This window comes from Candidatus Uabimicrobium amorphum, from assembly GCF_009002475.1.
GTDB classification, from domain to species: Bacteria; Planctomycetota; Uabimicrobiia; order Uabimicrobiales; family Uabimicrobiaceae; genus Uabimicrobium; species Uabimicrobium amorphum.
The window spans coordinates 5,657,106-5,677,156 of record NZ_AP019860.1; the positions used below are offsets into that span (position 1 = coordinate 5,657,106).

The 20,051-nt window shown below is 40.3% G+C and carries 15 protein-coding genes; 9 read left to right on the forward strand and 6 right to left on the reverse strand.

Annotation, left to right across the window (positions count from 1 at the left end; all coding sequences use genetic code 11):
• Positions 1-44: 44 nt before the first annotated feature.
• Complete coding sequence (locus UABAM_RS20600) at positions 45-2,723, reverse strand: serine/threonine-protein kinase (protein ID WP_173013457.1); 2,679 nt, start codon at positions 2,721-2,723, stop codon at positions 45-47.
• Positions 2,724-2,804: 81 nt separating this feature from the next.
• On the opposite strand from UABAM_RS20600, the gene UABAM_RS20605 reads away from it, so the two are divergent.
• Positions 2,805-3,680, forward strand: coding sequence for a formylglycine-generating enzyme family protein (locus UABAM_RS20605; protein WP_173013458.1), 876 nt, complete (start codon positions 2,805-2,807; stop codon positions 3,678-3,680).
• A 25-nt stretch (positions 3,681-3,705) separates the two neighbouring features.
• Positions 3,706-4,566 (forward strand): formylglycine-generating enzyme family protein, encoded by an 861-nt coding sequence (locus UABAM_RS20610; RefSeq protein WP_173013459.1) that lies wholly within the window; start codon positions 3,706-3,708, stop codon positions 4,564-4,566.
• Between the two features lie 77 nt (positions 4,567-4,643).
• Here the strand turns inward: UABAM_RS20610 and UABAM_RS20615 are convergent, their stop codons facing one another.
• Positions 4,644-5,312, reverse strand: coding sequence for a dual specificity protein phosphatase family protein (locus UABAM_RS20615; protein WP_151969888.1), 669 nt, complete (start codon positions 5,310-5,312; stop codon positions 4,644-4,646).
• Positions 5,313-5,414: 102 nt separating this feature from the next.
• Here UABAM_RS20615 and UABAM_RS20620 point away from each other — a divergent pair, with 102 nt between their 5' ends.
• Together UABAM_RS20620 and UABAM_RS20625 are read left to right on the forward strand one after the other, a co-directional pair.
• Entirely contained in the window at positions 5,415-6,245 is an 831-nt protein-coding gene (locus UABAM_RS20620) for a hypothetical protein (protein ID WP_151969889.1), read from the forward strand.
• A 274-nt stretch (positions 6,246-6,519) separates the two neighbouring features.
• Positions 6,520-7,587: a Cj0069 family protein gene (locus UABAM_RS20625; protein ID WP_151969890.1), complete on the forward strand. Its 1,068-nt coding sequence runs from the start codon at positions 6,520-6,522 to the stop codon at positions 7,585-7,587.
• A 236-nt stretch (positions 7,588-7,823) separates the two neighbouring features.
• Here the strand turns inward: UABAM_RS20625 and UABAM_RS20630 are convergent, their stop codons facing one another.
• The 3 genes from UABAM_RS20630 to UABAM_RS20640 form a co-directional block, all read right to left on the reverse strand.
• A complete protein-coding gene (locus UABAM_RS20630) occupies positions 7,824-9,023 on the reverse strand; it encodes a HEAT repeat domain-containing protein (RefSeq protein WP_151969891.1) in 1,200 nt (399 codons plus the stop codon).
• Between the two features lie 2 nt (positions 9,024-9,025).
• Positions 9,026-9,886, reverse strand: coding sequence for a DMT family transporter (locus UABAM_RS20635; protein WP_151969892.1), 861 nt, complete (start codon positions 9,884-9,886; stop codon positions 9,026-9,028).
• Positions 9,887-9,969: 83 nt separating this feature from the next.
• Entirely contained in the window at positions 9,970-10,719 is a 750-nt protein-coding gene (locus UABAM_RS20640; RefSeq protein ID WP_151969893.1) for a hypothetical protein, read from the reverse strand.
• A 222-nt stretch (positions 10,720-10,941) separates the two neighbouring features.
• Between UABAM_RS20640 and UABAM_RS20645 the strand changes: the two genes are divergently transcribed.
• From UABAM_RS20645 to UABAM_RS20660, 4 genes are all read left to right on the forward strand, one after another.
• Positions 10,942-12,453, forward strand: a complete 1,512-nt coding sequence (locus UABAM_RS20645) for a hypothetical protein (protein WP_151969894.1) — start codon at positions 10,942-10,944, stop codon at positions 12,451-12,453.
• 116 nt (positions 12,454-12,569) lie between these two features.
• Positions 12,570-14,537, forward strand: a complete 1,968-nt coding sequence (locus UABAM_RS20650) for a vWA domain-containing protein (RefSeq protein WP_151969895.1) — start codon at positions 12,570-12,572, stop codon at positions 14,535-14,537.
• A gap of 9 nt (positions 14,538-14,546) precedes the next feature.
• Positions 14,547-15,833 carry a glutamate-1-semialdehyde 2,1-aminomutase gene (gene hemL, locus UABAM_RS20655; RefSeq protein ID WP_151969896.1) on the forward strand — a complete coding sequence of 429 codons (1,287 nt, stop codon included), beginning with the start codon at positions 14,547-14,549 and terminating at the stop codon, positions 15,831-15,833.
• Between the two features lie 109 nt (positions 15,834-15,942).
• Positions 15,943-16,725, forward strand: coding sequence for an alpha/beta hydrolase (locus tag UABAM_RS20660; RefSeq protein ID WP_151969897.1), 783 nt, complete (start codon positions 15,943-15,945; stop codon positions 16,723-16,725).
• Positions 16,726-16,826: 101 nt separating this feature from the next.
• Here the strand turns inward: UABAM_RS20660 and UABAM_RS20665 are convergent, their stop codons facing one another.
• Positions 16,827-17,687 (reverse strand): DUF4438 domain-containing protein, encoded by an 861-nt coding sequence (locus UABAM_RS20665; protein WP_151969898.1) that lies wholly within the window; start codon positions 17,685-17,687, stop codon positions 16,827-16,829.
• Between the two features lie 328 nt (positions 17,688-18,015).
• Here UABAM_RS20665 and UABAM_RS20670 point away from each other — a divergent pair, with 328 nt between their 5' ends.
• Positions 18,016-19,989: a bifunctional serine/threonine-protein kinase/formylglycine-generating enzyme family protein gene (locus UABAM_RS20670; protein WP_151969899.1), complete on the forward strand. Its 1,974-nt coding sequence runs from the start codon at positions 18,016-18,018 to the stop codon at positions 19,987-19,989.
• Positions 19,990-20,051 lie beyond the last annotated feature (62 nt).

The following is a 20,051-nucleotide window of genomic DNA, read 5'->3' on the forward strand; positions in this document are numbered from 1 at the left end:
CAACAAAATAGCTCATTTTTTCATGAGCAAGATTCACCATAGTGCTATTTCTTTAGTTCTTGCATCTTTTGTAAGTGATATTGCGCTTTTTCCTCATCATTTAATACTTTGTAGCATTGGTGTAAGCCGTAATGTGATCTCCAGGTTGGTGAAACCGCAATCGATTTATCGAAATCTCTTATGGCGTTTTTATATTGTTTTAGAATACAATACACCAGCCCGCGATTTACGTAGCCTTTCACGTCGTTGGGTCCCAGTTTAATCGCTTGGCTATAATCGCGCAAAGCTTGTTGGTATTTTTGCATGGAGTTGTATAAATTTCCACGGTTTATGTATGCCTTGTGAAAGTCTGGTTTCAATTGTATTACCTTATTCCAATCGGCTAACTCTTTACGCTTGTCCTTCATCTCTTGATAAAGAAGGGCGCGGTTACGGTACGCATCTACCAAGGTGGGTTGCATTTGTATTGCTCTGTTGAAATCAGACAGTGATTTTTCGTATTGGTGTAGTATTCGATAAACGATACCTCTTGTGTTGTAGACATTCACAAGTTTAGGATTTAATTGTATTGCCATGTTTAAATCAGTAAGAGCTTTTTGCGGCTGATTTATGGCGTTATAAAGAAGCCCACGATTTGCATAGACAAAAGGGTTTTGTGGATCGAGTTGTAAGGCATTTTCATAGTCTGCGAGCGCTTTGCGATATTCTTGTAAGTCATAATATACTAGTCCACGATTGGCATATGCATCCGCAAAATGTGCATCCATACTAAGCACTTTATTGTAATCGTCAATGGCTTCTTGGTATCTACGTAACCTATAATAAACAGCTCCACGATTATAGTAGATATCTAGGAATTTGGGGTTTAATTCGATTACTTTGCTATAGTCCATCAATGCCTTGTCGAATTGCTGCAAATCGTAGTATGTATGTCCACGATGGTGATAAGCGTCTGCAAAATTAGGTTGAATTAAAAGGGCCTTACTATAAGCACGCAAAGCAGCGGAATAGTTCCTTAAATTATGATGAATGAGACCTCTTTTATCATAAGCGGTTGCTAAATTAGGGTTGAGCTGAAGGGCTTTTTTTATGTCTTGTAGAGCTTTGTTGTATTTTCGTAATTTACTATAGACAGATGCGCGATTTTCGTAAGCTATGGCATAGTTGGGGTTTATTTGTAGTATTTTATCGAAATTCGCAATCGCTTGTGTGTAATCTTTAAGATTTTCGTAAATGAGTCCTCTGTTGTTATAGGCGTCTAAGTTTTTGGGGGTTATTTGAATAACTCTGTCTAAATCCTGTAAAGCTTTTTTGTACTGCTTCATGTTGAAGTGCATTAGACCGCGATAGTGATACACCTCTGAGTTGTTGGGATTTTCTTGCAACAGTTTGTTATAGTACTGGATGCTTTGCTGTAAATCGCCACTTTGTGAGCTCATATATGCTTTTAAAAAATCCCAATCCTGATCTTCACCATAGCTTTCGACATCTTCAAAGATTTCAGAAAACAACTGCGCAAATTTTTTATCTGCTTGCAGTGCTTTGTACTCACGTATTGAATAATATAAAACCTTCATGACTTTGTTTAGTGAATTCCTAGTTTGATTTTTTTGCTCTTCCGCTTTTATCCTGGCGCGGTCTGCATCAATAGAATAATTAATAACGAGAACTAGAGAACAACATAGAACACTCATAATGATGAATAAACTAATGAAAGCCGCTTTGTAACGCCTAGTAAGACTGACAAAGAAGTTCCACGAATTGTATTTTTTTGCCATAATGGGTTTATTGTTTTTAAAATTGTGTAACTCGCGTACCAATTGTTTGAAATTTTGATAACGACGCTGTGGTTTTTTTTCAATACACTTTAAGCATATGGCTTCAAAATAGGGAGAAATACTGGGATTAATGTGACGCGGGGGGATCGGGTCGTTGTGCATCACTTGAAAACAAATTTCATGAAAGGAATCGCCTTGGTAGACTGTTTGGTATGTTAAGGCTTCGTACATTGTTGCGCCAAGCGAATATATATCACTTTGATGCGTGGGATGACCATTGATTTGCTCCTTCGACATGTAAAGTACAGTTCCTACAATTCCACCAACCATCGATATACTCTGGTGTTTGTCTGTAGCAACTTTCGCCAATCCAAAATCCATTACCTTCGGTTCACCTTGGTTCGTAATCATAATATTGGAAGGTTTGATATCACGATGTAAAACTTTTTGTCTATGCGCTTGCGAAAGTGCTTCGCATACTTTTATGAGCATTTCAAGTAAAAATGCCGGTGGAACTTTTTTGGTTTTAATGAGATCTTCTAGTGTAAAACCCTCGATGTATTCCATGGTCAAATAGGGTTGTGGTGTGTCGCCAAAATCGTATAAACGTACAATATTGGGGTGGTCTAACTGCGTCATGATTGCCGACTCGCGCATAAATCGTCTGATTTCGTTACGATCCTTTTCTATCATCACTTTGAGAGCGACAAAGCGCTGAAATTTTTGATCAAAAGCTTTGTAAACAATCCCCATCCCACCACGTCCTAGTTCTCCGTGGACGATATAACGACCAAAATGTTCTCCTGTTCGGATGGCTTGATAATGATCGTGTTCGTTGGCAAACATACTTGTCCGAAATTGCTGTGGCAATGGCCGCTTCATTTCGGAGTTGTTGGCAATACGCGGTTTTTTACTTGCATTATTTTGTGGTTTACGATAATCCATATACATTCCTGACAGACATAAATATTATTTTTAATAAAATACCAAATTTCGTAAACGATTACTATGACGAAAGATAATTCAATGGAACATGCGATAGACAAAAAAATAGTAAAAGGCAAATCACTACAAGAAGTACAACCTCACACCAAATATATGGCGTGCACTTTCTATTTAGACTATGTCGATGGTGAAGATTTACAAGGAACAGAGTTTGACAATTGCTCTTTTCGTGGAGCGTTTCGCGATTGGGGACGCGATACATACGGATTGTGGATGGCGATTAGTTACAAAAATATCAGGCAAGTGATGCGCTGGATACGGCCGGGAACATTCATCATGGGGTCTCCGTCGACGGAGATGTCTCGGCAAGCAGATGAGACACAACACAAAGTGATAATTAGCAAGGGATTTTGGCTGGCGGAAACAGCATGTACACAAGAGTTATGGAAGGCTGTTACGGGATGGAGTGGGAGTAGTTTTGCAGTTGACAACTGTCCTGCGGACGATGTGAACTGGGACGATTGTCAGACATTTATCAACAAATGGAACAGTGAGATGGTAGAATGGGAATTGTGCTTTCCCACAGAAGCACAGTGGGAATACGCCTGTCGTGCGGGAACAACGACGGCTTTTAGTTTTGGGGACAACATCGCGAAGGATCAAGTAAACTATGATCTCAAAAGAACTGCGGCAGTCAAATCACGGCCATGCAATGATTGGGGACTGTACGAGATGCATGGAAACGTGTGCGAGTGGTGTGAGGATTGGTACGGTGAATATGACAGTACGGTAGTGATGGATCCTGTGGGACCTTCTGACGGAACTGACCGGGTCATGCGTGGTGGTTGCTGTAGTGATTCATCTGGAAACGTTCGTTCTGCAGCGCGCTACAAGTTCTGGCCCAATGAAAATTTTGGCGAGGTTGGTTTTCGGTTTTGCCTAAGGTCAAAAAAGTAGATAGTGGATGTACTTAGGAGAAAAAATGGACAGGAAAATAATAAAAGGCAAATCACTACAAGAAGTAAAACCTCACACCAAATATATGGCGTGCACTTTTTATTTAGACTATGTAGACGGTGAAGATTTACAAAATACGGAGTTTGACAACTGTTCTTTCCGTGGATCTTTTCGCGATTGGGGACGCGATGAATACGGGTTGTGGATGGCGATTTGTTACAAAAATGTACGACAAGTGATGCGTTGGATACGACCGGGAACTTTCATGATGGGATCTCCCAACACAGAAGAGTACAGACTAGGCAACGAACAGCATCACCAAGTAACACTTAGTAAAGGATTTTGGCTGGCGGAAACAGTATGCACGCAAGATTTGTGGACGGTTGTTATGGAGAAAAACCCTAGCAAATTTCAAGGTAAGAGTCGTCCTGTTGAGCGAGTAAGTTGGAATGATTGTCGTATGTTTATCGGCAAATGGAATCATGAAGTACCCGAATGGGAATTGTGCTTGCCGACAGAAGCACAATGGGAATACGCGTGCCGCGCCGGTACAACAACGGCGTTTAGTTTTGGAGAAACGATTACGCAGAATCAGGTACATTACGACGCAAAAAGAACCGCAGTGGTGAAAGCACTGCTGTGCAACGATTGGGGGCTTTATGGGATGCACGGCAATGTATGGGAGTGGTGTGAGGATTGGTATACTCACCATCACGTGACGACGACAAACTCTCTCAGAGCACCTGATGGCTCTGAACGGGTTATACGTGGTGGTGGCTGGTTAAATTCACCTAACAGCCTACGCTCTGCATGCCGTTATAGTTGCCTACCGAATGTCTACAATGACGATATTGGTTTTCGGTTTTGTTTGAGGTCAAAAAAGTAGATAGCGTCGGTACAGTTAAGAGAGGTAAAATTGTTTTGCAGTTGTTGAAAGGACATTTCGAAAAACATCCTATCCTTTTAATCAATCGCAATGCTACAACAACAGTTTTCGACCAACTGCCATTGGCGACGAGTCATGTTTGCCCGTGGACGTTTTTGTTGTATTTGTTCCATGGCTTGTTGTGGGGAGGATACCTTTTCTTGAAAAACTAACAACACACAAGTGATCATCGATGTTCTGCCATGCCCTTGGGCACAGTGGATATATATCTTTTTGTCGCATAAGGCGAGATCTTTGATAAAATCTATGAGTGGCTGCTGCTGTGTCGGACAACAATCGAGAATCGGAAAGCACTTGTATTCGTAGTTTGCTACGATGCGCTTGTCTTCGTTAAATTCACATGTTAGGTCAACTACAACTTGTGTGTCTGATGGCATTTCACGGAAGAATAAGCGCCTACCTATGGTAATTTGATTGTTTAGCGTATCATAGGGATTTTCTTTTTGAAAAAAGCGAATGATATGCCACAAACTCCATAAACAAACTAAGTATGGAAGTAGTATAAATTGCGATATCCAGTGCAGATGCCCGTTTTCCTTTTTGCCAAAACACTTTGTTGTTGTGGTAAGGTAAGAAATACCCACCAGTGCAAAACTTGCTGCGGGCCACAATAAGACAAAAGCTCCCTGTAAAACAATTGTGTACATAATGAGTAGCGCACTAATCGTTAAAAAGCCCCAGGCCATAAGATCTCCTAGCTAAGAATATTTTTTTCAAATTTAATGTGTATTAGGGAAAATGGTTCAAAAAATCTTAGGAAAAATTTTTATTAAAAGAAAGGATAAAGTATGTCAAAAATATGGTCATATGAATTAGATGTGAATCCAGATATGGCGTTGAAAACCATTTACGCCAATACAAAAAATGATCCAATGCAAACAAATATCGATGCGTTTTCTGGAAAGACATGGCTGGCCTTGGCCAACCCCAACGAAGAAAATATGAAGAAGTTGCTAAGAGAAAGCGACGCTGCCACAGAGTTTTGTGGGTATGTTTCTGAAGATGCTTTTCAGGTGGGTTACCTTCCTGATGATGCGCAAAAACGTTGTTTATTTGAACCGTATGTTTTAGGTGTCGCAAACGCAAAAGATTTTGGATGCTCGTTGATTTGCGAGTTGCGTTACCAGAAATATGGATTTCGTTATGTTTTATATATGGGATTTTTGATGGCAATGCTTTTTTTCTTTCGTGAGCTTTACACTGCAGACTATTTTGTTGCGGGTGTCTTTGGCGTTTTGTTTTTTCCCATAGTGTTTTACAATTATTTCAAAAATCGCAACACGGTGGCACTACACGAACAAAAATTACAAGAGTTTTTGCCAGATTTGTTCAAAGAACACCTATTGAGCAAAAAAGACCTTCCCGAGAATACCAAAGAGGATTTGCCTGATATGGAACTCACCACAGGTGTAGACATTCGACGTATTGTGTTATTGACTCTTTACTTTGTTACGGGATTGATCTTTGCGGGGGCAATTGCTATTTATTTAGTGAATTTCTTTGGGATACCAGCAAACATAAAAGAATTTGTCATCGGGCCTTTGATGCTAATTTTTTTGGGCTTATATGTTGCCACAACGGGTATCTTTTTCCGCAAAAAGAAAAACGCCGAGAAATAGTCATTCATTCTTTGTGATCCATCTTGGTGGTTTTGTGTAAAATGGATGATCATTTTCGCTTTACAGTGTTAAAAGTTAGTAATACTGTAAAGCTTTACGAATGTAAAGCTAGCAATCTAAAAAATTACATGTATTTCCATACAAAACGACGATTTTCGGCCAATGAAAAAATTTTTTATTCTGTAAACGATATTTTTATGTCAAAGGGTACAGATTTTGCAAAAAACAAATCAAAAAATTACAGGATAAACATTTTCATTTAAGGAATATAATTTTGAAAAAGCATGTAGTTATTTTTGAAGTTCGTGGTGGTAGCGACAAAGGTGCTTATGGATATCGTAGCGATTCTAAACCTATCATAGATTCTCTAAATAAACGCGGATGGTCAGCCGAAATTATATTTTATAGTGATGAAGCACGCGGTGAGATATATCGTTATGTTGTCGACAAAGCAGGTGCATATATTAGTCGCGTAAATCCGGGAAATTTGGCAGACGAAACCGGTTATTTTCAAATGCTAAGAGAGCTTGTTTCTCAAAATGTGGAAGCTCTCCCTCACCCAGATGCCATGATTAATTATGGGGCTAAAAACGCGATCGAAAAGTTAAAAGGTACCGATTTAGTTCCCGATGATGTGATAACTTACTACGATTTTGAAGCATTTAAGGCTAGTTTTCCCCTAATGTTAAAGACAGGTCCCCGTGTTTTAAAACAAAACAGAGGTTCTACCGGGGAAGGCATTTGGAAAGTAGAGATTGCCAAAAAAGTTGAAGACGACAAAGGCAATTTAACTCTCAAGACAAAAGTAAAGCTTACAGAGGCAAAGGATAACCATATTGAAGAAAAATACCTCGGTGATTTTATCGACTTTTGTGTTACGTATCTAGATGGTCCTTCCGGTTTGCTTTTGGATATGCCGTTTTTACCGCGTATCAAAGAAGGAGAAATCCGTGTTTTTATGTTACGTCGCGAACCTGTATATGTCGTGCATAAAAAGCCTGTCGAGACCGCAGACGCATTTTCTGCAACATTGTTTTCGGGAGCAAAATATACCTATGAAAACCCCGATCAGTATCCTACCTTAATTAGTAAAGTAAAAACAAACCTCAATACCATTCTTGAAAAACTTGGTGGTTACGACATACCTCTCATTTGGACACTCGATTTTATTCTCGACAACGATGAAAATGGTGAAGATAAATACATCCTCGGTGAAATCAACGCTTCTTGTGTAGGCTTTAGCACCCACCTCGATTTAAGTGAACAGATTGCTGATGAGGTGATTCGTTTGATGGAAGCGGATTGTGTGATTAATCCACGCTGGCCAGCTTATACAAGTTAGTGGTCTAACTGGAAAGGGATCGTCTTCAGATTGGTGCCCTTACCATCGAATTTAAAGTTTTAGCTTCGCTGTGTGAGGTCTATTCCAGAAAAGAGTATCGTTTTCAGGTTGGTGCCCTCACCATCGAATTTAAGGTTTTAGTTTCACTAAAAGCCTTAATTCTCATGCCTCTCCCACGGGAGAGGCGTAACACGTCTTATCTGTTAATTATTGCTTTATGTTATACTCACCTGCTCTTATTCTAGCGGCACAGATTTGAGAGTTTCTTGCTTTTGCCACTGAACTTTTGGTTTATGATGGACGCTGAAAGCAATCGTTCCTTCTACGGCGATTAGTGATGTCGAGGTAAATTCGATTTCTTTTTCGATCTGTGTCATAAACTGCACATGACATGTTTCTTCATTCATCGCAATGTCTTTTACGGTCAATTCTCCGCAAATTTTTTCAACGTAACTAGACAAATCTATGTGAGGATCTTGCTCCCATTGTAACCACTTTTCTTCTATTTCTTGTTTGACCTCGCGTTTACGTGTGATATTGATCGTGGTCATCAAAAACAGCTGTTGGAATTCTTTACCGCTATCAGCTAAAAATTGCGGAACTATCGTGTTCTCGCTGTATATTTTCGCCAAAGCTGTGGCGGCGACGTTATCATTAGAGGCATTATAAATGGCCGTTACTGCCTCATGAGCATTTAGTTCACCCAATGTTTCGATGAGTAAATTTTTGTCACCATTTTCCATTTGTAACAGGTCTATGAGTATCGGAATCGCTTGGTTTACATTATGTTTTATATAAAAATTGCATAGTTCCTTGCGCAGCGTTGGTGAGCTTTGTGGAAGAAGATCGACGAGAAAAGCTTGTGCATTAGGTATTTTAGCGAGTTTTTTCACTATTTCACATTGGAGACGCGTGTAGGGAATTTGCATGAGTTGTTGGAATAGCGAAAGTGTTTCTGGCGTCGCATGTGCGACCAAACTGGTAATTTTTCCTGTGCGTTCGTGGAATGTTGTGGCCGCAGAGAGTTGCTGTATTTTTTGTTGTAGATTTTTGTCATCACACACAATCTCGGTGAATCGTTTTGTCGTTGAGTCGTAATGTATGTCTTCTAGCGCTTGTTGTGCGGCGTACTTTTCGCTTATTCTTGCACACTGTGCCAACGACTGAATCTGCGCTGCGGCCATGCGCAACTGTAAACGACCACAAACGGCAATGGCGGCAAGTCGCACCTCTAAGTTAGTGTCGTGTAAAAGCTCTATGACAATGGGGGCGGCATCTATAACGCTTTCGGTAAAAACACTCCACACCGCGGAGTATCTAAGCGCAGCGTTTTCGTCCGCCAATTGTACGACAATGTTGCGTTTGAAAACATTTTGTGATGCGGCGATTTCGGTTACGAGATCTTTTATTTTTTGCGGTATTTTGGTGTCTGACAAACCTACCTCCCTTTACGCGCAAAGTAAATTCCTATGAGCACAATACCACCACCGACCATTTGTGTAGAACTCAGAGGTTCGGAAAGTAAAATCCATGCCCAAATAGCGGCGAGGGTAGGTTGTAGTAACAAACTCACTGAAGAGAAACTGGCCGCAAGTTTTGCTAGTGCGTATGCAATGAGCCCTTGCCCTAATGAATGCGACACCAGTGCCAAGCCTATTAAAATACTCCACTCGCGAACGTCTGTGGGAATGCTGTTTGGTTGCAGAAGAGTGGGAAGTAGACATAGCGTGCACGCGGCACTACTGACAAACATGATTTGTAGAGCTCCACAATATTCACGTAGTTTTTTTATGGAAAGTATGTACGAAGCGTAAAAAATTGCGGTGAGAAGCCCCAGTATATCGCCTCGAAGATTTGTACTATTGCCAATGTTCACTCCCAGAAGAATAATAACTCCTGTTACTGCACATGCGGCACCTAATACAAATTTCCAGGTGATTCTTTCATTAAACCACTTCCATGAAACAAAGGTGACAAAAATACAGGCAAAGTTAGCGAATAACGTGGCATTGGCAACACTTGTCATTTTGATAGACCAGTGCCATAAGGTCAAGTCTCCCGCGAAGAAAAGCCCTGGAAGAAATAAGTAAATGAGAGATACCTTACGCTGTGTAACCATTTTCGGACGAATAACAAAAAAGGCAATGCCGAGTATTACCGCGGAAATAGCAACGCGCCAAAAAGCAATGGCCGAGGGGTTTATTTGACTGTAACGAACAAAAATAGGGGCAAAAGAAATTCCACAAATTCCCAATAATAGTATGAATATATATGGTGTTGTGTTTTCGGTGTTTGTCATGAGGGTACTCTTCTATGTATTGGTATAGATGCTAGCATGCGAAGCCAATTGTGGGGGCATCGCACACCAGTGTATTTCTATACTTATTTGGTTATGTGTATTCGTAAATTGTCGTTATGTGCACTTATGTTAATATCTCGATATTTAGCAGATCTTTTTCTTTTGGAATGTTTAAAGCGTTGTGTATTGAATGTCATGGGAAATGTCAAGGTGACGCTTTGGCCTTTGTATAAATAATTCACTTGGTTAGTCGTATAACGTGGTTGAGGTTTGCCAAAAACCACTTCATAGTGTGCGGTAATTTGCAAATCTTTGATATCACGATCGAACATATTGCGAAAAGTGACGCTAACGGTTGTATCGTTTTCTTCTACTTGTAGTCCTGTAAACTCTTCTACCTTAGAGTAGTGAATAAACGAGAACTCTTTGAGTTTTTCTTTGCTGCTGCGCCCAATCGAAAATCCGGTTTCTTCGGTGACCCAATCGCTGCGAATTTGCATCATGCTTTGTTCGCGCCCGTAGTCTTCAGGAGCTTTTTCCCCTTTCACCAATATTTTGTTTAGATCTTTGACCACTTTGCCATAAATAATAACCACCTTACCTGCTAAAGGAGAAAGGTCTTGTTGTTGGTCGCTATGAATATTCATACCCGCAATACGATATGCAGCACCTTTGTATATGTAACCATCTTCTAGGCAATATTCACTGGGGTTTTTCATACCGAGCGGAACATTTTTTACTAAAGTACCGACATAAGCCACTTGTTGTGAATTTTCATCGGCATATGTTAAGCTAAAAAGTAATGCAAATAGCAATGTAATGGTTTTTTTCATCAAACTCTCCCGAAATTAAAATATAAATGCTATGAAATTGTCGTGTTATGTATTGTATGATACACCGGATTGAAAGCAATTTATTTTCTCTTTGAATGTGAAAGGTTTTGCCAATATCGCGGTGTCGTGGGAAAATTTTTTGCAAAACGTCACTATTCGATATAAAATAACGCTACAACATGCGCCAATTTTGAAATCTTAATTTAAATACAAAGGAATGTGATGAACACTTTTTCAGATAGAATGACGAATTTTGCCCAGGAGGTTCTCACGCGATTTGCCGATGAGTTGCCAGAAGAAACATTTGAACATGTTTCTGATATTGTATTGCGCGAACTGCAATACCAACAAATACAAGAAAAAATATATGTACCGTTAAAAGAATTTTTGGATGCGCTACAAAAAAATTCACAAACCAATGATAAAATTATTAAGCGCATTGACGCGATGCTGGCTGGGAATGTTCAGCAGCTACAACGCGACGACAAACAAATGAGTTTACTACAAGACTTAAAGAAAGAGCAGCAGTCTTTTGCGGATCGAGTGGATGAACTCAATGAAGAAGTCGGAACAACACTTCACAACGAACTACTGAGTAATATTAAAAGCGAGTGTAGTGAGATTGTTCAGAAAATATCGCAAAAAATGGAAAACGCTTCTGTTCAATACAATAAAGATAATACCAATATTTCCAATCAAATTGGGATGCTCATCGAGATTCACAAAACGTTTATTGAAGAGTTTAAAAGTAGTGACGTTTCGCAAGCGATTGAAGAAGCCACTACGAAATTGGAAAACCTACAGAAAGACTCCTTAAATAAAGTGTCTGCGCATCTAGAGAGTATTCCCGAGTTGATACAGTCGGAGATTATGGAAGCAATTGATCAACAGGAAATACTGGATTCATTGAAAGAACAGCAAAACTTCATTTCCAATAAACTAGAAGAGCGTGTAGAAAAAGACACCACACCTTCTCTAGAAGAGTCACAAATGCTGCTTCAACCCATCCAAGATGCCATGTTAGACCAAAGTGGGCAACTAGAAAATATGCTGAGCAATATTCAAGACTCTCTTGCGGAATTGCAAATTCAGCATGCCGAAGTTGCTGAAGAAAGCGCGGCGAAACCACAAAGCGCTACGGCGGTATCTTCCTCTGAAGACATCGAAGATAAAATCAAAAACATTTTCCAACCGCTGATTGACAAACTGGAAGATTCACTTCTTGAGAACATACGTCCAAAAGATTTGGATACAATGAAGAAAAGTCTTTCTAAGATTATGGAAACAGGCTTTTGGCGTATAGAACAATTGATCGAAAACAATGATCCTGGGTCCGCAGATTCTACCCCACAAGTACGCAAAGATTCCGGAGACGCTCTTAAGAATCAATTACAAACCATTGAGAACTTATTAAAAGAAAAGCTAGAGGGTGGTAATACGGAGACACACAGTGATGGCATTCTAGCTCGTTTAAAAGAAAATACCCAAGAAATTGTTGGCCACGTGTTTGATGATATCAAAACGCACTTTATGTCTGCGGAAATCGACAACAAGTTGAGTTCTATTGACGAAAAATTGAACAAAATGAACGTTATTGAAGAAAAATTGCAAAAGATGCAAGATTTGGATGTCATGCAAGAAAAGCTTGACAAACTTCAAGAAGCTATTAGTAGTGTAGACAATAAGGTGCTAGAGTTAGCGACTCAATTGGACAAACAAGAATCCAGTGAATAAAAGTCGTAATTTTGTGCACATTGCAAAATAGGTAACAATCCTTCAATAGAAGGCCAACGCGTTATGTATCGTCGTTGTCGGAAGAATTTACTTTTCCCAAACCGTGAGAATAAAATATGTTGAATAACTTTCTTCTCCCCAGTGCTCTATGGTGGTTGCTATTAATCCCTTGTGTAATACTACTCTATTTTCTGAAGCTCAAACGACAAGAGTACGTTTTTTCCTCGACATTGCTTTGGCAAAAAGTTGTCAACGACATGCGAGTGAATAGCCCTTTTCAAAAATTGAAAAACAATTTGTTGCTGTACTTGCAAATTTTAATACTACTTCTAACCATTCTCGCTCTAGCAAGGCCTTTTCTCTCGCAACAAGCTTTGCAAGGGCGTAATATCGTGCTTTTAATCGACACATCTCTTAGTATGAAAACCAAAGACGAAGATGGTAGTTCTCGTCTGGCGCATGCAAAGAAAAAAGCTCTAGAGATGATGAACGATCTCAATAGTGATGATCGCATGATGGTCATTACTTTTGATTCTCATGCGGAGATTGTGCAAACTTTTACACATGTGAAAACCAGACTATCCTCAAGCATTAATAGAATTGAAGCCGTGGATACACATACCAATATCATTGAAGCACTTGATATTGCAAAAGCGATGGTGGACAAGATTTCTTCTCCGAGTATCTACATACTAACGGATGGGCGTATTGAAGGTTTTCAAAAGCACATAAACAGCTACATGCAAAACAAAGATCCGGTGCTGCCGCAGATTGTTATATGCGGGCAAAGTAGTAGTAATATCGCGATTACCGCTTTTGATGTGCAAAAAAATCAGAAAAATGATTTGTACCAAGCATTTGTACAACTGCAAAATTTTGGGCGTAGCAACATTGAAGTAATCGTAGAACTTCATATCAACGGAGAAGCCAAAGAGCAAAATATGCGTCTTGTAGAACTCGGAGGTGGTGATGTACGTGGAGTGCTACTAAAAAATTTGGAGATTCCTACAGGGGTCGTAAAAGCAAAAGTTGTTGTAGAGCGCGGGAATGACTATCTCAAAGAAGACAACGAGGCGTGGTTTATCGTTCCTCCACATTTGAAGAAAAAAATATGTTTGGTAACCTCGGGAAACTTTATTTTGAAAAAAGTTTTGGAGTCACACGATGCCAATATGTTGATTTTATCGATGGAGGAATACGAAGAAGAAAGTAAAAAACCGGATTCATTGTTGCGCAAGTACGATATTATCGTATTTGATAAAGAACAGCCAAAACGCATTTTTCCTGGCGTGGGCAATATTTTTTTTGAATGTATTCCACGGGAAAAAGAGATCGAAAATAACGGCGTTTTGAACAATGAATATGGATTTAAAGTTGTGGATCAAAATTCATTACACCCTGTCATGCGTTTTCTCGATATGCGCAAGTTTCACTTTGGTTCTATTATGGACATTACATGGCCAGAAGACACAACCCCTCTTTTAGAGGTAGAAGGTCATATGATCATAGGGCTTATCAAGCGCCAGAGCGTGTATTCTCTGGTCATTGGTTGTGATATATACGACTCGGGGTGGCCTTTTGACCCTACTTTTCCGGTTTTTATTGCCAATGCGATTTCGTGGTACAAGGGTATACATAATCAACCGAATATTATGACAAGTGACATCGCACGAGTACAATTTTTCGAAAGCGTTGATCATGTCAAAATCACTTGCAATGGTAAGAGCATTGAGGAACAAAAAATTACAGCAAACAGCGTACGCTTTTCCGATACGAAAAAGTTGGGAGTTTATCAATTCTCCGGCTTTGATAACGAAAAAAATTTAGTGGAGACGCGCAATATTGCTGCAAATATATTTTCACTAGATGAAAGTAATGTCACACCGATAAAAGAGTTTAAAATCAAGAAACAAAATGTGGCTTCGCGTGACTTTTTAACCATAAACCGCGAAATATGGCCCTATTTGTTACTGATTGCTTTTTTTGTCGTTCTAGGTGAATGGTATTTATTTCATCGCCGTTCTCTTTCGTTTAGTTTGCGCAAGAAAGACAATTTTTTTACACAATATTTGACGAATAAGTAAGGAAACATCATGGATCAAACAAAGAGTAAGGCATTATTTACAAAAGCATGTGATGTCATTCCCGGAGGAGTGAATTCTCCGGTACGCGCTTTTAAAAGTGTAGGTGGTACACCGCCCTTCATTTCTCATGCCAAGGGGGCACACATTTTCGATGTAGATGGAAATAAGTACGTCGATTTTATCGGTAGTTGGGGACCGATGATTCTCGGGCATGCCAATGATGAGGTACTAGGTGAAATCGCACGTGTTATGGAAAAAGGAACGAGTTTTGGGGCACCGACGGAACTTGAAATTACAATGGCAGAAGCGATTATTGAACGCGTTCCCGCTGTGGATGTGGTGCGCTTAGTAAATAGTGGTACAGAAGCAACAATGAGTGCAATTCGTCTAGCGCGTGGAGTTACAAAGCGCGACAAGTGTATTAAGTTCAATGGATGTTACCATGGTCACGGAGACTCTTTTTTGATTGCGGCAGGATCTGGGGCAACAACCTTAGGTATTCCCAATTCTCCCGGAGTAACAAAAGCGACCGCCCAAGACACCCTTCTCGCCAATTTTAATGATATCGAGTCGGTGAAGGAAGTTTTTGAAAAATATCCCGAGGACATTGCTTGTGTCATTGTCGAACCAATTGCAGGAAATATGGGGTGTATACCACCACAAGATAACTTTTTACAAGATTTGCGTACACTTTGTAGTAAATACAACGCACTGCTTATTTTTGATGAAGTGATGACTGGTTTTCGCGTGGCGCGTGGTGGGGCAAACGAATTGTACGGTGTTGACCCCGATTTACTGTGTTTTGGTAAAGTAATCGGTGGCGGTTTGCCCATCGGAGCCTATGGTGGGAAGCGCGACTTGATGAATCATGTTGCCCCAGCGGGACCGGTTTATCAAGCGGGAACATTGAGTGGAAATCCCGTTGCTGTGACGGCAGGGTTAGAAACGCTAAAGCGTCTTACTCCGGAAGTGTATGAGACTTTAGAGGAAATAGGCGGCTACATGCAAAGTAAGTTGCACGACATTATTACGAAAAATGGCTATCCTCTATCACAAACAAGAGTGGGAAGTATGGTGTGCCTATTCTTCACACCAAACGAAGTGCGCAATTTTGCCGACGTACAAAAATGTGATTTGGAAAAATTTAATTTGTTTTTCCATGAAATGCTCAAGCAAGGCGTTTATCTTGCACCAAGCCAGTTTGAAGCGGGCTTCTTAGGTATATGCCACACCAAAGAAATTATCGACGAAGTGGCCGAAAAAGCCCAGAAAGCGTTGTCGGTTGTTTTTTCTTAAAAGTATTAAAAGTACTATCTACACGCTGTTGTTTTTGGTGATAACAGCGTGTAGTGCACAGAACCTGCAACAAAACATCCGTTTTGATAAAAAGATTTTGGGCGATTTTGTGACGTTAGGTTCTCTCAAAATCACAAAATACCAAAAGCGCATTTCACGACAAGACAACAGTGATTTTATGGCAACAGTTTTCATACCACAAAAAAAACAAAGGTACGCTGTTGTTGTTTTTGCCCACGGTTTTTTTCACGATCCGTGGCGCTACAATTCTTTAATGAAGTACATTGCCTCATGGGGATACATTGTGGTGGCCCCGCATAGTCACAACGGTGTATGGCCTAATCATAAAGGATATGCGCGTGATTTGGGATTGTGTATGGAATACGTACGAAAATCTCAGCAAAAAAAAGATTCTATCTTTTTCGAAAGGTACAACGGGAAAGGCGCTATCATTGGTCACTCCATGGGAGGGGGAGCAGCACTACTCGCTGCGGTAGACGCCAAACCGCGTCTAGTTGTTACGTATGCTGCTGCTGAAACAACTCCTTCTGCAAAAAAAGCAACGCAAAAATTAACATGTCCAGCTGTCTTTGTCATCAGTAACAATGACAAGGTGATTTCCAACAGTGATATACACCAAATGTACGACATGTCAAAACACGAGGCATGGAAAATAGGTATCAGAGGAGCGTGGCACTGCGGATATGAGGACGTTTCCTATTTGGGGTGTGACTCCGGAACCTTAGCACGACAACAGCAAATTGACATTGCAAAAATTATCACAGTTGTCGCCCTCAAGTGCTATGTTGACAAAGTCTTAACGCGGCAATTCCTGCAAAAGGCCTTTGCCACTGACTTTCTAGAGGTAAAACACAAAAACAACGCGCCCTAAAGTTGGTGAAAATCGTGACCCTAGCCGTGACCGTGACCATGACCGTGACCGAAAAAATCGGTTACAACTACGGTCATGGGCATCCCACTAAAAACAAAACACTACTTAATTCCCAAATAATTGGCAATATTAGCATCCGGGGTGATGATTCCCTCGATTAGGTCTGTTGCGGCGGTCATCACCACTTGAACACCAGGACCATGTCCCATCTTCAGTGAATCACCGTGAATGACAACACCAATCGTTACCGCACCTTTTAAATAAGCACGACCGTAGTTGTTGCTCCAGTCTTTGATCATGACGACATCACCAAGACGTAGAGTACTGAGGTTGATTTTCTCCACCTCTTCGCTGTCGGTGGTCATAATATCGTAGTCACCCTTGGTTGCTGTCGAAGTACCAATGCCTGAGCCCATCAAATAGGGAGGAATAACATGTGTGACCGGTACTTTGAGTTTTTCACCGTCTTCCGCTACGCCCAGTTTCATCAACAAACTGGGATCTATATTCATCACATGTATATCGGGATAGTTATCTAGCTTTAATCCTAGTCCAAAACCTTTTATTCTTATTTTATCTCCAAGTGCCATGTCTTCTAAAACATCTTCTGGAAAATGTACCATCACATGATCAACCCCTCCATGAATGCCAATTACAAAACCTTTTTTACCTTTGGCTTCGCCAGACATGAGCTTCGCTTCGTTGCCTAGGCAGGCATACAGGTTAAGGGCTGCATTGTATAACTTTTCGGTATTTTTGACGGAAACGCCGGGTTCTAAATGGTCTGCTTCCCAGCCCATTGCAGAATCGCCCATTTGTACATTGTAAATAATTCCACCTGTTGCCGTGACAATATGAGCTCGTCCTTCCTTATCTATACGATAGGGAGATCCAACATATGGATGTTGTGCTTCACCTTGTACAGATATTTTTATTAATTTTTCGGCATTGTTTTCCAGCATAATGTTTTCCTTTTCTTCGTGTAAAGTTTATACTGTGGCTGTGCGTTTCGTTAATTGATAGAACACTTTATGGAGTTTTACGTTTCCTTAAAATTGTGCAAAATCAATTTGACAGTGCTGGTATCAATATGCATTTTCATGGAGAAAATTGTGAATTTTTTGTGTGATGACAAAATAATACTACAATCTAAAAACATATTTTTTTATAATTTATAGAACTCGAACTTGTGGTAAAATAACTACCCTCGAAATAAAGTTGGACCAATACTACCAAAAACAAGCTACTTCCGATTTACAAACGTAATAGCGTTTATAGGAATCCACGAAAATGACAAATGATAATAATGCTAAAAATCAACCCAAAGAGTCCTTTCCCACAATTCCCAATTACAAAATAGAAGCGGAAATAGGACGTGGAGGTATGGGGATTGTCTATTTGGGATCTCATGAATTCCTAAAACGAAAAGCAGCCATTAAAATCATCAATGATACCTCAAGCAAAAATGAAAATCAAGTACAACGTTTTTTACAAGAGGCAAGCATTGTCGCGCAATGGAAGCACGATAATATCGCTCTGGTGTACGACATGGGAAAAAATCAAAAGGGTGATTACTACTTTGCTATGGAGTACCTCTCCGGAGAAACGCTGGAGGAGCTAATTGCACAAAGAGCGTTATCTATAAAGAGGTCTATCGATATCATTTGCGACGTACTGCGCGCACTTGATTATGTACACAACTACGATCCTGTTATTATTCATCGCGATATTAAACCAGCCAATATCATGGTTGATGAACAAGGTTGTGTGAAGTTGATGGATTTTGGGCTTGCAAAAATTGAAGATGTGGGCTCCTTCACTAGTGATAGTGTGACACTTGGTTCACCATATTACATGTCCCTAGAACAAGCGCTTTCTTCAAAAACTGTCGATGCACGCACTGATATCTATTCAACAGGCGTGGTGTTTTATGAAATGCTCACGGGCAATGTTCCATTTAAAGGTGATTCTCTCACCTCGACATTGCTTCTTATTGCACGAGGTGAATATCCAAAACCAAGTGAACTCAATCCGCAAATTCCCCCCGAATTGGAAAAAATATGTTTAAAAGCGATGAGTTTGGATGTGGAAACGCGTTACCAAACTACAGCAGAAATGTTAGAAGATCTACAAAACTTTTCCATGCCAACAACACGCAATAATTCTATTGATACAACTACGGGCAAAATGGCAAGCCCTCCTCCTAAAGAGGAAAACGATGTGAAAAACGCCGAAACGGTTGTTGATAGATCGGTATCTATTGACGAAGAGTCGGTCATTGATATGCCACTGCCAAGTCTGTCGCAAACGCAGGTGAAAAGATGTCCACAGGTCATTGAAAACGTGAGAAAAGAATCGCAAAAAATAAACCTCCCGCCTATGGAACAGAGTGTGTGGGATGTTTGCTGGAAAAAGACCTACTTTAATTTCACCGAAGAAGTCTGGGTGCGTTTGCCATTCTTGAAGCAAATGGAGTATGCACAAAAATATCAATATTGGTATGCCAAAAAGCATGGCCTTGGTTTGACAATGCAGGAGAATGAGCATGCCACTCCATTTGTTTTTAAATTGATACCTCCAGGAAAATTTTGGATGGGATCTCCTAAACGCGAGTATAGACATTGCGACGATGAGATACTGCACAAGGTTTTAATAAGCGACTATTTTTGGATTAGCGAAACTCCTGTGACACAGGAACAGTGGAAGTCTATTATGATTTACAATCCTTCGCAATTCAAAAATGAAAAAGCTCCTGTCGAAAAAGTGTCATGGAACGATTGCAAGAAATTTTTTCAGGTGCTTGGCAACAAATTTAAACTTCCTACAGAAGCCCAATGGGAATATGCTTGTCGCGGTGGTACAACAGCACCTTTTAATCTAGGGTTTGATATAAAGAGTAGTAAGGTCAACTTCAACGGACATTACCCATATCGCGATAGTGAACCCCAAGAGTATCGCGAACAAACCATTTCGGTGAAAACTTTGAAAAACCAAAATAGTTGGGGATGCTACGATTTTCATGGTAGTGTCTGGGAGTGGTGTAATAGTTGGTATGGAGCATATCCGCAAAAAGAGATTATTAACCCCGAAGGACCCAGTAGCGGTACAAAACGCGTTTTACGTGGTGGGTGTTGGGATAGCGTTGCCGAAAGTTGTCGTTCGGCGAAGAGAATAAGTAGTCATCCCCATGCCGCGAGTAGTATAGATGGCTTTCGCATAGTCCTAAATCGCGAAATGAATTATAGTATTATCGGGGACGACTAGTACACTTTAGATATCCGTTTGCATGTGATGCCCTCCCGCCGGCTAATCGCCGATTGAGGGGC

Bases quoted from the DNA above. Each gene is read 5' to 3' on its own strand.
- UABAM_RS20600 (WP_173013457.1), bottom strand. From the start codon at position 2,723: ATGGATTATCGTAAACCACAAAATAATGCAAGTAAAAAACCGCGTATT.
- UABAM_RS20620 (WP_151969889.1), top strand. From the start codon at position 5,415: ATGTCAAAAATATGGTCATATGAATTAGATGTGAATCCAGATATGGCG.
- UABAM_RS20670 (WP_151969899.1), top strand. From the start codon at position 18,016: ATGACAAATGATAATAATGCTAAAAATCAACCCAAAGAGTCCTTTCCC.
- UABAM_RS20640 (WP_151969893.1), bottom strand. From the start codon at position 10,719: ATGAAAAAAACCATTACATTGCTATTTGCATTACTTTTTAGCTTAACA.
- UABAM_RS20610 (WP_173013459.1), top strand. From the start codon at position 3,706: ATGGACAGGAAAATAATAAAAGGCAAATCACTACAAGAAGTAAAACCT.
- UABAM_RS20645 (WP_151969894.1), top strand. From the start codon at position 10,942: ATGAACACTTTTTCAGATAGAATGACGAATTTTGCCCAGGAGGTTCTC.
- UABAM_RS20635 (WP_151969892.1), bottom strand. From the start codon at position 9,886: ATGACAAACACCGAAAACACAACACCATATATATTCATACTATTATTG.
- UABAM_RS20650 (WP_151969895.1), top strand. From the start codon at position 12,570: ATGTTGAATAACTTTCTTCTCCCCAGTGCTCTATGGTGGTTGCTATTA.
- hemL (WP_151969896.1), top strand. From the start codon at position 14,547: ATGGATCAAACAAAGAGTAAGGCATTATTTACAAAAGCATGTGATGTC.
- UABAM_RS20615 (WP_151969888.1), bottom strand. From the start codon at position 5,312: ATGGCCTGGGGCTTTTTAACGATTAGTGCGCTACTCATTATGTACACA.
- UABAM_RS20665 (WP_151969898.1), bottom strand. From the start codon at position 17,687: ATGCTGGAAAACAATGCCGAAAAATTAATAAAAATATCTGTACAAGGT.
- UABAM_RS20605 (WP_173013458.1), top strand. From the start codon at position 2,805: ATGGAACATGCGATAGACAAAAAAATAGTAAAAGGCAAATCACTACAA.